This window comes from Streptomyces marokkonensis, from assembly GCF_039539045.1.
In the GTDB taxonomy this organism is placed as follows: Bacteria; Actinomycetota; Actinomycetes; order Streptomycetales; family Streptomycetaceae; genus Streptomyces; species Streptomyces marokkonensis.
The window spans coordinates 1-14223 of sequence record NZ_BAABCQ010000073.1 but is presented as its reverse complement, the minus strand read 5'-3'; the positions used below and the strand labels follow the sequence as shown (position 1 = coordinate 14223).

Sequence of the window (14223 nt, the reverse complement as noted above, 5' to 3'; positions counted from 1 at the left end):
ACCGAGATCGCTTCTCACCGTGCCCGGAAGCACACGCGGCGAGACGACACGTAAGGGTCACCGACACTTTGCATCTCTTACCTGTGGACGATTAGATTGGTGCTCATGACACAGGCCCCCGCGCGCTCCCGGACCGCACGGCGACGGCACGACCGAGAGATCGTCGTGCTCGCCGTCCCGGCCTTCGGCGCGCTCGTCGCCGAGCCCCTCTTCGTCATGGCCGACAGTGCGATCGTCGGCCATCTCGGCACCGCACAGCTCGCCGGACTCGGCATCGCCTCGGCGCTGCTCACCACAGCCGTCAGCGTCTTCGTCTTCCTGGCCTACGCCACCACGGCGGCCGTCTCCCGGCGCGTCGGCGCGGGCGACCTGCCATCCGCGATCCGCCAGGGCATGGACGGCATCTGGCTGGCGTTGCTGCTCGGCGCCGCCGTCATCGCCGTCGTCCTCCCCACGGCACCATCCCTCGTGGGACTTTTCGGCGCCTCGGACACCGCGGCCCCGTACGCCGTCACGTATCTGCGGATCTCCGCCCTCGGCATCCCCGCCATGCTCGTCGTGCTGGCCTCGACCGGTGTCCTGCGAGGACTGCAGAACACCCGCACCCCCCTCTACGTCGCCATCGCTGGCTTCGTCGCCAACGCCGTCCTCAACGTCGTACTCGTTTACGGCGCCGGCCTCGGCATCGCGGGCTCTGCCTGGGGCACCGTCATCGCCCAGTGCGGCATGGCCACGGTGTACCTGTGGGTGGTGGTCCGCGGGGCACATCGACACGGCGCCTCGCTGCGCCCCGACATCGCGGGTATCCGGGCCTCCGCCCAGGCCGGCGTGCCGCTACTGGTACGCACCCTCTCGCTGCGTGCGATTCTGATGATCGCAACGGCCGTGGCGGCACGCCTCGGTGACGCCGACATCGCGGCCCATCAGATCATCCTGTCCCTGTGGAGTCTGCTCGCCTTTGCCCTCGATGCCATCGCCATCGCAGGGCAGGCCATCATCGGGCGCTATCTCGGAGCCGGCGACGCCCAGGGGGCCCGCGACGCCTGCCGCAGGATGGTGGAGTGGGGCGTCGCGGTCGGGGTCGTACTCGGTCTGATCGTGGTGCTGTCGCGTCCGGCGTTCCTGCCCCTGTTCACCGGCGACTCCGCGGTGAAGGACACCGCCCTGCCGGCCCTTGTGATCGTGGCTGTATCGCAGCCGGTCTGCGGGGTGGTCTATGTCCTGGACGGCGTTCTCATGGGCGCGGGCGACGGCCCGTATCTCGCCTGGGCAATGCTGCTCACCCTGGCGGTCTTCACTCCCGCGGCACTTCTCGTCCCGACGTTCGGCGGTGGGCTCACCGCGCTGTGGGGGGCCATGACACTCATGATGGCCATGCGCCTGGTGACATTGTGGCTGCGCACACGATCGAGTCGCTGGATCGTCACCGGCGCGACGCGCTGACCGTTTCACGTGAAACACGGCCACGCAGATGGGGCCGCACCTCCCTGCTGGGAGATGCGGCCCCATCTCATCGATTCAGCGAGAGCAAGGCTCAGGCTGCGACGACCTCGATGCTGACCTTGGCGGCAACCTCGGGGTGCAAACGCACAGACGTCTCGTGGGCGCCCAGCGTTTTGATGGGCGAGCCCAGCTCGATGCGACGCTTGTCGACCTCGGGACCACCAGCGGCCTTGATCGCCGAGGCGACGTCGGCCGGGGTGACGGAGCCGAAGAGACGGCCGGCCTCGCCGGAGCGGACGGCCAGGCGGACCTTCACGCCCTCGAGCCGGCCCTTCACCTGGTTGGCCTGCTCGATGGTCTGGATCTCGTGGATCTTGCGAGCACGACGGATCTGCTCGACGTCCTTCTCGCCGCCCTTGGTCCAGCGGATGGCGAACTTCCGCGGGATCAGGTAGTTGCGAGCGTAACCGTCCTTGACGTCGACAACGTCGCCCGCGGCACCGAGGCCGGAGACCTCGTGGGTGAGGATGATCTTCATGATTCGGTCACCCTTCCCTTATCGCGCGGTGGAGGTGTAGGGCAGCAGCGCCATCTCACGGCTGTTCTTCACGGCCGTGGCGACGTCACGCTGGTGCTGAGTGCAGTTGCCGGTCACGCGGCGGGCACGGATCTTGCCGCGGTCGGAAATGAACTTCCGCAGCATGTTCGTGTCCTTGTAGTCCACGTACGTGACCTTGTCCTTGCAGAATGCGCAGACCTTCTTCTTCGGCTTGCGCACAGGCGGCTTAGCCATGATGTTTCTCCTGTGTGATCAAGAAGTATGAGTTGAGCCCGCCTAGAAGGGGGGCTCGTCCGAGTAGCCGCCACCGCCACCGGAGCCGCTGCCGGAGCCGCCGCCCCAGCCGCCGCCACCCTGGCCGCCGCCGCCCTGCTGGCCACCGGCGGGAGCGCCGGTCGCCCAGGGGTCGTCGGCCGGAGCGCCGCCGCCCTGCTGGCCACCGCCGGGGCCGCCGCCCCAGCCGCCGCCACCCTGGCCGCCGCCACCGCCGCCGTAACCGCCCTGACCACCGCGACCCGAGGTCTTGGTGACCTTGGCCGTGGCACTGCGCAGGCTGGCACCGACCTCGTCGACGTCCAGCTCGTAGACCGTGCGCTTGACGCCCTCACGGTCCTCGTAGGACCGCTGCTTCAGTCGGCCCTGCACGATGACGCGCATGCCTCGCTGGAGCGACTCAGCGACGTTCTCCGCCGCCTGACGCCAGACCGAGCAGGTGAGGAAGAGGCTTTCGCCGTCCTTCCACTCGTTCGTCTGGCGGTCGAAGGTGCGGGGGGTCGACGCGACACGGAACTTCGCGACGGCCGCACCGGACGGGGTGAAGCGCAGCTCGGGGTCGTCGACAAGATTGCCGATGACCGTGATGACGGTCTCGCCTGCCATGGGGGTACCTCTCGGCGGGTTTGCTGCTGGCTGCTTGTGCTGCTACTCGAATCCCGGGATCGGCTGAGCGGGGAAAGCTCAGTGCATCTCGGGACGGAGGACCTTGGTCCGGAGGACCGACTCGTTCAGGTTCATCTGCCGGTCGAGCTCCTTGACGACCGCAGGCTCGGCCTGCAGGTCGATGACCGAGTAGATGCCCTCGGGCTTCTTCTTGATCTCGTACGAAAGACGACGACGGCCCCAGGTGTCGACCTTCTCGACCTTTCCGCCGCCGTCACGGACGACAGAGAGGAAGTTCTCGATCAGCGGGGAGACAGCACGCTCCTCGAGATCGGGGTCGAGGATGACCATCACCTCGTAGTGACGCATGTGGAACCCACCTCCTTTGGACTCAGCGGCCACGGTCGTTCCGTGGCAGGAGGGTTGCGATGCGTTGGCACCGGTATCAACGAGTAAACCAGGAGCCACTGACAATCGGGCCTCCTCCGAGGAGGTTGCCCGGCCTGTGGCCGGCAGGAGACACCAGTGCAGAAGATACAGAGTACCCGCCCACCGGCCTGCGGTTGAAATCCGGCTGGGAGGGGACACAATCGGTACTCAGCGGATGTGAAGGGCGAAGACGCACTGCCTTTGGCAGGAGGTTCCCCATGGCACAGATCATGCGACCCGCCAAGCCCCGTACGGGGCTGTTGGCCACCGACGGCAAACCGCACCCCCTCCAGGACACACTGCTCGCCGTGACCCTGGTGCTCGCGGTCCTCGCCCTCGCCACCGCGAGCTTCCGAGGGCTCCACATCCTGACCTCCTGGGCCGGGCTGCTCGGGGTACTGACCGGTGGGTACGGCCAGCTCATCTCGGCGACTACACGTGAGCGCTTCGGTCTGGTGCTGGGTCTCGGCGCATCCGCGTTCGGGCTGTTCTTCGGCATCTACCACGGCGGCTTCTTCGGCTGAGCCCGGGAGCCGGTTCCCGCCGCCGCCCGTACACCGGACATCCCCTTCCATCCGCATTGCACCCGTACGCCGGACGGGGCGCTCACAGGGCGCAGTAGGCTTCGCGCGAGAGCCGGAGCCCCTGTACCCATGGGGACACACCAGCCCGAGGAGCGCCCCGAATGAGCCTGACCCTGAGGACCATCAGTCGCGAGCAGCATCTGGCCTACATCCAGAGCCTGCCGTCGGCGAGTCACATGCAGGTCCCGGCATGGGCAGACGTGAAGGCGGAATGGCGCTCGGAGAGCCTCGGCTGGTTCGACGACCGGACCGGTCAGCTGGTCGGCGCGGGCCTGGTCCTGTACCGGCAGCTGCCCAAGATCAAGCGCTACCTCGCCTACCTCCCCGAGGGCCCGGTCATCAACTGGTTCGCGCCGAACCTGCAGGACTGGATGGAGCCCATGCTGGCGCACCTCAAGCAGCAGGGCGCCTTCTCGGTGAAGATGGGCCCGCCGGTGATCATCCGCCGCTGGGACGCCCCATCCATCAAGAAGGGCATTCAGGACCCCGACGTCAAGCGGCTGCGCGACATAGAGGCCGACCACATCGAGCCGCGCGCCTTCGAGGTGGCCGACAAGCTGCGACGCATGGGTTGGCAGCAGGGCGAGGACGGCGGCGCCGGCTTCGGTGACGTGCAGCCCCGCTACGTCTTCCAGGTGCCGCTGGCCAACCGCTCCCTGGAAGAGGTCCACAAGAACTTCAACCAGCTGTGGCGCCGCAACATCAAGAAGGCCGAGAAGGCCGGCGTCGAGGTGGTTCAGGGCGACTACCACGACCTCGAGGAGTGGCAGCGCCTGTACGAGATCACCGCCGTGCGCGACCGCTTCCGGCCGCGCCCGCTGTCGTACTTCCAGCGCATGTGGGCGGCTCTCAACAGCGAGGACCCCAACCGCATGCGGCTGTACTTCGCCCGGCACAACGGGGTGAACCTTTCGGCGGCGACCATGCTGATCGTCGGCGGCCACGTCTGGTACTCCTACGGCGCGTCCGACAACATCGGCCGTGAGGTCCGGCCCTCGAACGCGATGCAGTGGGCCATGCTGCGCCACTCCTACGCCCTGGGCGCCACCGTCTACGACCTGCGCGGCATCTCCGACTCCCTGGACGAGAGCGACCACCTCTTCGGCCTGATCCAGTTCAAGGTCGGCACGGGCGGGCAGGCGGCCGAGTACCTCGGCGAGTGGGACTTCCCACTGAACAAGCTGCTCCACAAGGCACTCGACATCTACATGTCGCGTCGCTGATCCGCCTGCCCGGCGCTCCCGGCTCCAGTAGCGTCGGTGACAGCGTCCACAGCTCCACCACCGCTTTCCCCCTTCGACACACCGCAGCACATCGCAGCACATCGCAGCCACGAGAAAGGTTCCAGGTCCGGCCATGGCGCTCACGCTCTACGTCGACACCGCGCGCTGGCGGGCGCACCACAAGCACGTGCAGGAGCAGTTCCCCGGGCTGGTCCCGGTCTGCAAGGGCAACGGTTACGGCTTCGGGCACGAGCGGCTGGCGGAAGAGGCCACGCGGCTGGGTTCGGACGTGCTGGCCGTCGGCACGACGTACGAGGCCGCCCGGATCAAGGACTTCTTCGGCGGTGACCTGCTGGTCCTGACGCCGTACCGGCGTGGCGAGGAGCCCGTACCGCTCCCCGACCGGGTCGTGCGCTCGGTGTCGTCCATCGACGGCGTGTACGGCCTCGTGGGCGCGCGCGTGGTCATCGAGGTGATGTCCTCGATGAAGCGGCACGGCATCAGCGAGCAGGACCTGCCGCAACTTCACGCCGCCATAGAGAACGTCCGGCTGGAGGGCTTCGCCATCCATCTGCCGCTGGACCGTACCGACGGCTCGGACGCCGTCGAGGAGGTCATCGGCTGGATGGACCGGCTGCGCGCGGCCCGGCTGCCGCTGCACACGATGTTCGTCAGCCACCTCAAGGCGGACGAGCTGGCCCGGCTCCAGCAGCAGTTCCCGCAGACCCGCTTCCGCGCCCGGATCGGGACCCGGCTGTGGCTGGGGGACCACGAGGCCACGGAGTACCGCGGTGCGGTCCTGGACGTCACACGCGTCGCCAAGGGCGAGCGTTTCGGCTACCGGCAGCAGAGGGCCGCCTCGGACGGCTTCCTGGTGGTCGTGGCGGGCGGTACGTCCCACGGAGTGGGTCTGGAGGCCCCGAAGGCGCTGCACGGTGTCATGCCGCGCGCCAAGGGTGTCGCCCGGGCCGGTCTCGCCACGGTCAACCGCAATCTCGCGCCGTTCGTCTGGGGTGGCAAGCAGCGCTGGTTCGCGGAGCCGCCGCACATGCAGGTGTCGATCCTGTTCGTGCCCTCGGACGCGCCGGAGCCCCAGGTCGGTGACGAGCTGGTGGCCCACCTTCGGCACACCACCACACAGTTCGACCGGATCCTCGACCGCTAGCCCGACCGCTGGAAAGGCCGTACACGGTGCCTCCGTGTACGGCCCTTTCTCGCGTTCGCTCAGAGTGAACCGCCCGTCTGCTGTCTCCCGCCCCATCTCACCCGTGGCCCCTCGAAGTGGACTGCGGGCTGCTCGGTATGAGCCGCGGGCCCCAGGACGAAGGCGTCCTTCGCACCGTCGAGCACACCGCCCGACGGGTCGTCGTCGCCCGTCCGCCGGACCGGGTCCCGGTCCGGCATGAGGATGTCGCGCACGACCATGAAACACAGGAAGAGCGTTCCGAGCAGGTGGACGCCGATGGCCCAGTGGTAGCCGTCCGTAGGCAGGCCTTTGTGGGCGTCGCCGCTGGTCGTGTACGCGAGATACATCCAGATGCCCAGGAAGTAGGCCACCTCGCACGCCTGCCAGATCAGGAAGTCGCGCCACTTCGGCCGCGCCAGAGCGGCCAGCGGCACCAGCCACAGCACGTACTGCGGTGAGTAGACCTTGTTGGTGAGGATGAAGGCCGCGACGATCAGGAAGGCGAGCTGGGCGAACCGCGGACGCCGCGGGGCGGCAAGCGTGAGCGCCGCGATGCCGCCGCAGCACAGCAGCATCAGGAGCGTGGCGAGAGTGTTGACGGTCTCCGTGCTGGGCGGGTTGTCGGTGTTCTGGACCAGGATCAGCCAGAAGGATCCGAAGTCGACGCCGCGTTCCTGGCTGAACGTGTAGAACTTCGACCAGCCGTCGAAGGCGAAGAGCATCACCGGCAGGTTCACGACGAGCCAGGCGACGACCGCGCCCCCCAGTGCCTTTCCGAACTCCCGCCATTTGCCCGCCCGCCAGCACAGCACGAGGAGCGGGCCGAGGATCAGGAAGGGGTAGAGCTTCGCGGCCGTGGCCAGCCCCAGGAGGACACCGAAGGCCAGCGAACGCCCTCGCGACCACATCAGGATCGCGGCGGAGGTGAGAGCGACCGCCAGCAGGTCCCAGTTGACGGTCGCGGTCAGCGCGAGGGCGGGCGCGAGGGCGACCAGCAGGCCGTCCCAGGGGCGCCGGGTGTGCGTGCGGGTCACGCAGACGGCGATGACGGCCGCACACACCATCAGCAGCCCGGCGTTGACCATCCAGTACCACTGCTCCTGGTGCTGGATGGAGCCGCTGCCCGGTGTGAGCCAAGAGGCGACCTCCATGAAGACACCGGTCAGCACCGGGTATTCGAGGTACTCCATGTCACCGGGGAGCTTGTCGAAGTACGGCACGAGCCCGTCGACGAAGCCGCGCCCCTGGTAGAGGTGCGGGATGTCCGAGTAGCACGCGTGCGTGTACTGGGAGCTGGCACCGAAGAACCAGGCACCGTTGTAGCAGGGCGCCTTCTGGACCAGTCCAAGGGCGAACATGCCGATCGCCACGAGTGCGATCACCCGCACGGGCATCCACCAGGACGTTCCGAGCAGGGCACGTCGGCCGAGAGGGCCGCCGATCAGCTCGCTGCCGGCCGCGGCAACCGGGTCCTCCCTGGTCGGCCGCACCGGGTCCGGATCGTGCACGCTCGCTGGCGTCGATTCTGCACTGGGCATGGGGCACATCCTGCCGTACCCGCCTGGGAATACGCCGGGGCCGCCGCACCCTCGTGGATGCGGCGGCCCCTGTTTCACGTGGAACTTACGGGTGTTTCACGTGAAACGCCCATGCCGGTCGTTCTGACGGCTAGCCATTCTGGCCCCAGATCGGGCCGCCCTGGCCGTTCCCATTCCCGTTCCAGTCGCCGTCGCCGTCGCCGTCGCCACCGCCCTCCGTCTCACTGCTCGTCGGGGACGGCGACCCACTTCCGTCCGGCCCGCCCGGGTCTTCGTCGCCGTTGTCACCACCGTCATCGCCCCCGTTGTCGCAGTTCCATTCCCACATCCCGCACGACGGACTCGGCGCGGGCGGTGAGGGACTGGTCTCCGTCCTGCTGGGCGACGGGCTGGGCGACGGGCTCGCCTCCTCCGTCTCGGAGGTGGAGGGCGAAGGGGACGGGGAGGGACTCGGCGGCGGTGTGTCGTTCACGACCTCGCCGATGGGCTCCGGCTTCGGGAACTTCTCCGCCTTCGTGCCCTTCAGCGCGTCCTCCATGTAGTCCTTCCAGATCTCGGACGGGAACGACGCACCGTGGATCTTCTTCTGGTCGCCCGTTCCGTACATCTCGAGGAACTCCCGCTTCTTGACGGACTCGTCGTCCGGGTAGCGGAACATGCTGATCGCGGTCGACAGCTGCGGGGTGTAGCCGACGAACCAGGCGGACTTGTTGCCGTCCGTGGTACCGGTCTTGCCCGCCACGTCGCGGCCGGGCAGCTGGGCAGCGGTACCCGTTCCCTCCTCGACGACGGTCTTCAGGATGTCCGTGACGTTGTCCGCGACCTGAGCCGTGAACGCCCGCTCGGACTTGACCGTGTGCGTGTAGACCGTGCCGTCCTTGTTCGTCACCTTGGTCACGGAGTAGGGCTCGCTCTGCTTGCCACTGGCAGCGAAGGTGGCGTACGCGTCCGCCATGCGGATGGCACTCGGAGAGGAGACGCCGATGGAGAACGACGGGTAGCCGGCACCCGCCAGGCTGCCCTCGAGAAGGCCCGCGCCGATGGCGGACTCCTTCACCTTGTCCAGACCGACGTCCATGCCGAGCTGCACGAAGGCGGAGTTCGACGACTGCCGCATCGCCTCACGAATGTCGATCTTGTAGTCCGGCGGGTCGCCGAGCGATTCCTTGCCGTCATTCTCCTGAAGCCACTGCTCGCCGTCCTCGTTCTTCCAGATCGTCCCGTCGTAGTTCTTGATCTTGAGGTCGTTCTTGCCGCTGTAGAGGCTCTTCGGGGAGACGATCGTGCGTTCGCTCTTGGACTGGTCCGGACCGAGGTCCGGGTCGCGCACGCCCCAGTTCATCGCCGCCGCGAGCACGAACGGCTTGAACGTCGAACCGACCTGTGCACCGGTCACGTCGGCGTTGTTGGTGAAGTGCTTGGTCGCGTCCTGGCCGCCGTAGACGGCCTTGATCGCACCGGTCTCGGGATCCACCGACGCGCCGCCGAACTGGACGTGCGTGTCCTTGTCGGGACGCTTCTTGGGGTCGATGTTCTCCTTGTAGACCTTCTGCACCGCGGCCTCGAGGTCATCGACCTTCTTCTTCTCGAAGGTCGTGTGGATCGAGTAGCCGCCCCTCTCCAGCTGCTTCTCCGTGACCTTGCCGGTCTTGATCACGGCAGCCTTGGCAAGGTCGACGAGGTAGCCGATCTGGCCGCCCAGCTGCGAGTTCGAGCGCGGGTTCTGCACGGCGGGGAGCTCGGTGTGCTTGGCCCGGTCCTCCTCACTCAGGTGCCCGTACTCCACCATCTTGTCGAGGGTGTCCTGCATCTGCCGCTTGGCGCGTTCCTTGTTGGCCTCGGGAGTCGCGGCCGGGTCGATCGAGGTCGCACCCGCCGGGTCGTAGTACGTGGCCCCCTTGAGCATCGCCGACAGGAAGGCGCTCTGTCCCGCGTTCAGGTCGACGGCATCCACGTTGAAGTACGCCCGCGCGGCGGCCTGGATCCCGTAGGAGCCGCGGCCGTAGTAGGCGGAGTTGAGGTAGCCCTCGAGGATGTCGTCCTTCGACACCTCGGTGCCGACCTTCATCGAGACGAAGATCTCCTTGACCTTGCGGGAGATCGTCTGCGACTGGTCGTTGAGCATCGCGTTCTTCACGTACTGCTGGGTGATGGTGGAGCCACCCTGCGTATCACCGCCCCTGGCCATGTTGAACACGGCGCGGGCGATGCCCTTGGGGTCGATACCGCTGTCGGAGTAGAAGGTCTTGTTCTCCTGGGAGATGACGGCGTTGCGCATATCCTTGGGAATCTGTGCGAGATCCACACTCTGACGGTTGCGCTCACCGCCCGTGGCGACCATCTGGCTGCCGTCGGACCAGTAGTAGACGTTGTTCTGCGCCGTGGCGGTTTCGGCGAGGACGGGGACGCCCACCATGGCGTAGGCGATGCCCGCGGCGGTCACCATGGTGCCGAAGAACGCGATGCACAGTCCGGAGACGAGTTTCCAGGAGGGCACCCAGCGCTGCCACCCGTCCTTGTCACGGCGCGGGTAGTCGATCACGCGCTTCTTGCCGGACGGGGCCGCGCGGCCCCGTCCGGGCCCTGCCGGGCCGCCGGGAGTGGTTCGCCGGCCTCCGGGGCCGTGCCCGGCCGCATTGCGGCGACCGCCTCCGCTGCGCTGTGCCGCGCGCCGGGCTTCGGCGCGACTCCCGTACGGACGCTCCTCGTCCTCCGGACCGTACGAGCCGGACGGAGATCCTGTGGCGCCTCGCGGTGCCGCACGGCGGCCGGAGGACGAGCCGGACTGGCCGCGTCGGGCCGCGGCACGTCCGCCTCCCTGCGGCTGCGGCGGTTTGCGACGGTGCTCGCTCATCGAACGACTACTCCTCGGGCAGGCGCACCTTTGCGCGCCTGGTAAAGGCGGCTGGTTTCCGGTCCCCCCGGAGTACGGATGCGGCCCCTTCCGCATTCACCCGTACTGCACCAGGGACAGGGACGTCCCCAGGCGTCACTCGGTTCCCGGTGGTCTGCATGGCGCACAGACTACGCACCGTCAAAACCCCCGAGACTCGAAGTTCACCTCAAATCAGGCAACTTGCTCTCGATGAAACCCGGATGTGATCCCGTTCACCAAGCCCCCTCTTGTCGCACGCGGAAGCTCGATCTATCGTGCTGATGTATCGAGTCGATACATCAGCGCGGCATAAGGGCGAGAGGAGGCGACGATGAGCCGACGTTCCGGCATCCTCGAGTTCGCTGTACTCGGCCTGCTCCGCGAATCCCCGATGCACGGCTATGAGCTGCGCAAACGGCTCAACACCTCACTGGGTGTGTTCCGGGCGTTCAGCTACGGGACGCTCTACCCCTGCCTCAAGACGCTGGTCGCCAACGGCTGGTTGATCGAGGAACCGGGGAACGTCGGCGAGGCGGCCGCCTCCCTCACGGGACGCCGCGCCAAGATCGTCTACCGGTTGACGGCCGACGGTAAGGAACACTTCGAGCAGCTCCTCTCACAGACGGGTCCGGACGCCTACGAGGACGAGACCTTCGCCGCTCGCTTCGCGTTCTTCGGACAGACGTCGCGTGACGTACGCATGCGCGTACTCGAGGGCCGGCGCAGCCGGCTGGAGGAGCGCCTGGAGAAGATGCGGGCCTCCCTCGCTCGCACCCGGGAACGGCTCGACGACTACACGCTTGAGCTCCAGCGCCACGGAATGGAGTCCGTGGAGCGTGAAGTGCGCTGGCTGAACGAGCTCATCGAGAGCGAGCGGGCGGGGCGGGACCTGCGGGGTTCCGCCGCCGAGGGGACCGCTCAACAGGACACGACATCTGGAGCGACGGGCGGCCTGCCCCGGTCCGGGGACGACCCCCGGCCGGATACGCCCGGCGACACCGCCACGTGAGCGCCCAGTCAGGGCCTCACTCGTACACACAGGGAGCAACCGGAATGGGTTCGGTTCGCGTAGCCATCGTCGGTGTGGGCAACTGCGCCGCATCGCTGGTGCAGGGCGTCGAGTACTACAAGGACGCCGACCCGGCGGCCAAGGTCCCGGGCCTGATGCACGTCCAGTTCGGCGACTACCACGTCAGTGACATCGAGTTCGTCGCCGCCTTCGACGTGGACGCCAAGAAGGTCGGCCTCGACCTCGCGGACGCCATCGGCGCCTCCGAAAACAACACCATCAAGATCTGTGACGTGCCGAACAGCGGCGTCCAGGTCCAGCGCGGCCACACGCTCGACGGTCTCGGCAAGTACTACCGCGAGACCATCGAGGAGTCCGACGAGGCCCCGGTCGACATCGTCCAGGCCCTCAAGGACAAGCAGGTCGACGTCCTCGTCTGCTACCTGCCGGTCGGCTCCGACGACGCGGCGAAGTACTACGCCCAGTGCGCCATCGACGCCAAGGTCGCCTTCGTCAACGCCCTCCCGGTCTTCATCGCCGGCACCAAGGAGTGGGCGGACAAGTTCACCGAGGCGGGCGTCCCGATCGTCGGCGACGACATCAAGTCGCAGGTCGGCGCCACCATCACGCACCGTGTCATGGCGAAGCTGTTCGAGGACCGGGGCGTCGTCCTGGACCGCACGATGCAGCTGAACGTCGGCGGCAACATGGACTTCAAGAACATGCTCGAGCGCGAGCGCCTGGAGTCCAAGAAGATCTCCAAGACGCAGGCCGTCACCTCCCAGATCCCCGACCGGGACCTGGGCGCTGACAACGTCCACATCGGCCCGTCCGACTACGTGGCCTGGCTGGACGACCGCAAGTGGGCCTACGTCCGCCTGGAGGGCCGCGCGTTCGGTGACGTCCCGCTGAACCTGGAGTACAAGCTCGAGGTCTGGGACTCCCCGAACTCGGCCGGCGTCATCATCGACGCCCTGCGCGCCGCGAAGATCGCCAAGGACCGCGGCATCGGCGGTCCGATCCTGTCGGCGTCGAGCTACTTCATGAAGTCCCCGCCGGTCCAGTACTTCGACGACGAGGCCCGTCAGAACGTCGAGAAGTTCATCGCCGGCGAGGTCGAGCGCTGACAACCCCGGACTCCGGTCCACCGAGGGTCCCTGGGTCGAGTGACCCGGGGGCCCTTCCCGTATGTGAGGCTGTGCCCCATGGCCGTCGTCCGTGACCTGCGCGTCCTGCTGCGCCTCGAAGGGTTTCGGCGCCTGCTCGCCGTACGCCTGCTCTCCCAGGGCGCCGACGGCGTCTACCAGGTCGCGCTCGCCACCTACGTCGTCTTCTCCCCGGAGAAGCAGACCTCGGCCGCCGCGATCGCCTCCGCGATGGCGGTGCTGCTGCTCCCGTACTCCCTGGTCGGCCCCTTCGCCGGTGCCCTGCTGGACCGCTGGCGCCGCCGCCAGGTCTTCCTGTACGGCAACCTGCTGCGCGCCGTGCTGGCCACGGTGACAGCCGTGCTGATCTTCGCCTCCGTCCCGGACTGGCTCTTCTACGTCTCGGCCCTCTGCGTCACCGCCGTCAACCGGTTCGTCCTCGCGGGCCTGTCCGCCGCACTGCCGCGCGTGGTCGACGCCGAGCGACTGGTGATCGCCAACTCGCTCTCCCCGACCGCCGGCACCCTCGCCGCGACGGCGGGCGGCGGACTCGCCTTCGTCGTACGTCTCGTGTTCGCGGACTCCGATGCCGCCGTAGTACTGCTCGGGGCCGCCCTGTACCTGTGCGGGGCACTGGCCTCACTGCGCATCGCCGTGGAACTGCTGGGCCCCGACCGCACGCTCGTGCCGCCCCGACTGACCTCCGCCCTCGCCGGCACCGCCCGCGACCTGGTGGCGGGAGTACGTCATCTCGCCGCACCGGAACGCCGGGAAGCGGCCTGGTCGCTCGCGGGCATGACGCTGATGCGGTTCTGCTACGGCGCCCTGCTGGTCATGCTGCTGATGCTGTGCCGGTACACCCTGACCTCGGACACGGACGAGGGACTTGCGCTGCTCGGGCTGGCGCTGGGCGTCTCCGGCGCGGGGTTCTTCGCGGCCGCGGTGGTCACCCCGTGGGCCGCGGGCCGGCTCGGGCCCGGCCGCTGGATGGCCCTGTGCGCCGCGGCCGCCACGGTGCTGGTGCCGGCGCTCGGTCTGCCGTTCGCCACCGTGCCGCTGCTCGCGGCGGCGTTCGTTCTGGGCCTGACGACGCAGGGAGCGAAGATCGCGACCGACACGGTCGTGCAGTCCTCGGTCGACGACGCGTTCCGTGGCCGGATCTTTTCCGTTTACGACGTGCTGTTCAACGTCGCCTTCGTCGGCGCCGCCGGGGTGGCCGCGCTGATGCTGCCGCCGGACGGCCGATCGGTGACGCTGGTCGTGACAGTCGCCGCGATCTACGGAGTGGTTGCTACGACTATGGCCCGGTTTGAGAGTCAGTAAGTGTCACATCAATGACACAGAGCCTCAACG

13 protein-coding genes are annotated in these 14223 nt (G+C 67.9%); 7 read left to right on the top strand and 6 right to left on the bottom strand.

The genetic code is table 11. The features are described from left to right. Positions 1 to 105 precede the first annotated feature (105 nt). Positions 106 to 1443, top strand: coding sequence for an MATE family efflux transporter (locus ABEA26_RS19335; RefSeq protein WP_345593840.1), 1338 nt, complete (start codon positions 106 to 108; stop codon positions 1441 to 1443). Positions 1444 to 1534: 91 nt separating this feature from the next. Here ABEA26_RS19335 and rplI read toward each other — a convergent pair whose 3' ends face one another. The 4 genes from rplI to rpsF all read right to left on the bottom strand — a co-directional run bounded on the left by rplI (position 1535) and on the right by rpsF (position 3250). Then, complete coding sequence (gene rplI, locus ABEA26_RS19330; RefSeq protein ID WP_345593838.1) at positions 1535 to 1981, bottom strand: 50S ribosomal protein L9; 447 nt, start codon at positions 1979 to 1981, stop codon at positions 1535 to 1537. Positions 1982 to 1999: 18 nt separating this feature from the next. After that, the gene (gene rpsR / locus ABEA26_RS19325) at positions 2000 to 2236 is read right to left on the bottom strand and encodes a 30S ribosomal protein S18 (RefSeq protein WP_003949403.1); all 237 of its coding nucleotides are present in this window, start codon (positions 2234 to 2236) and stop codon (positions 2000 to 2002) included. Between the two features lie 42 nt (positions 2237 to 2278). Further along, the gene (locus tag ABEA26_RS19320) at positions 2279 to 2881 is read right to left on the bottom strand and encodes a single-stranded DNA-binding protein (protein WP_345593836.1); all 603 of its coding nucleotides are present in this window, start codon (positions 2879 to 2881) and stop codon (positions 2279 to 2281) included. A 78-nt stretch (positions 2882 to 2959) separates the two neighbouring features. Continuing rightward, positions 2960 to 3250 (bottom strand): 30S ribosomal protein S6, encoded by a 291-nt coding sequence (rpsF, locus tag ABEA26_RS19315; RefSeq protein ID WP_077798159.1) that lies wholly within the window; start codon positions 3248 to 3250, stop codon positions 2960 to 2962. Between the two features lie 278 nt (positions 3251 to 3528). Here rpsF and ABEA26_RS19310 point away from each other — a divergent pair, with 278 nt between their 5' ends. The 3 genes from ABEA26_RS19310 (at position 3529) to ABEA26_RS19300 (ending at position 6282) form a co-directional block, all read left to right on the top strand. Further along, positions 3529 to 3834: a hypothetical protein gene (locus ABEA26_RS19310; RefSeq protein ID WP_345593832.1), complete on the top strand. Its 306-nt coding sequence runs from the start codon at positions 3529 to 3531 to the stop codon at positions 3832 to 3834. Between the two features lie 161 nt (positions 3835 to 3995). Further along, positions 3996 to 5117, top strand: coding sequence for a peptidoglycan bridge formation glycyltransferase FemX (gene femX, locus ABEA26_RS19305; RefSeq protein WP_345593830.1), 1122 nt, complete (start codon positions 3996 to 3998; stop codon positions 5115 to 5117). A 133-nt stretch (positions 5118 to 5250) separates the two neighbouring features. Continuing rightward, the gene (locus tag ABEA26_RS19300) at positions 5251 to 6282 is read left to right on the top strand and encodes an alanine racemase (RefSeq protein WP_345593828.1); all 1032 of its coding nucleotides are present in this window, start codon (positions 5251 to 5253) and stop codon (positions 6280 to 6282) included. Between the two features lie 59 nt (positions 6283 to 6341). Here ABEA26_RS19300 and ABEA26_RS19295 read toward each other — a convergent pair whose 3' ends face one another. Beyond that, entirely contained in the window at positions 6342 to 7850 is a 1509-nt protein-coding gene (locus ABEA26_RS19295) for a glycosyltransferase family 87 protein (RefSeq protein WP_345593826.1), read from the bottom strand. A gap of 121 nt (positions 7851 to 7971) precedes the next feature. Further along, positions 7972 to 10383 (bottom strand): transglycosylase domain-containing protein, encoded by a 2412-nt coding sequence (locus ABEA26_RS19290; RefSeq protein ID WP_345593824.1) that lies wholly within the window; start codon positions 10381 to 10383, stop codon positions 7972 to 7974. Between the two features lie 664 nt (positions 10384 to 11047). Between ABEA26_RS19290 and ABEA26_RS19285 the strand changes: the two genes are divergently transcribed. The 3 genes from ABEA26_RS19285 to ABEA26_RS19275 all read left to right on the top strand — a co-directional run bounded on the left by ABEA26_RS19285 (position 11048) and on the right by ABEA26_RS19275 (position 14193). Next, entirely contained in the window at positions 11048 to 11725 is a 678-nt protein-coding gene (locus ABEA26_RS19285; RefSeq protein ID WP_345593822.1) for a PadR family transcriptional regulator, read from the top strand. Positions 11726 to 11769: 44 nt separating this feature from the next. Further along, a complete protein-coding gene (locus ABEA26_RS19280) occupies positions 11770 to 12852 on the top strand; it encodes an inositol-3-phosphate synthase (RefSeq protein ID WP_345593821.1) in 1083 nt (360 codons plus the stop codon). A 78-nt stretch (positions 12853 to 12930) separates the two neighbouring features. Next, positions 12931 to 14193: an MFS transporter gene (locus ABEA26_RS19275; protein ID WP_345593819.1), complete on the top strand. Its 1263-nt coding sequence runs from the start codon at positions 12931 to 12933 to the stop codon at positions 14191 to 14193. Positions 14194 to 14223 lie beyond the last annotated feature (30 nt).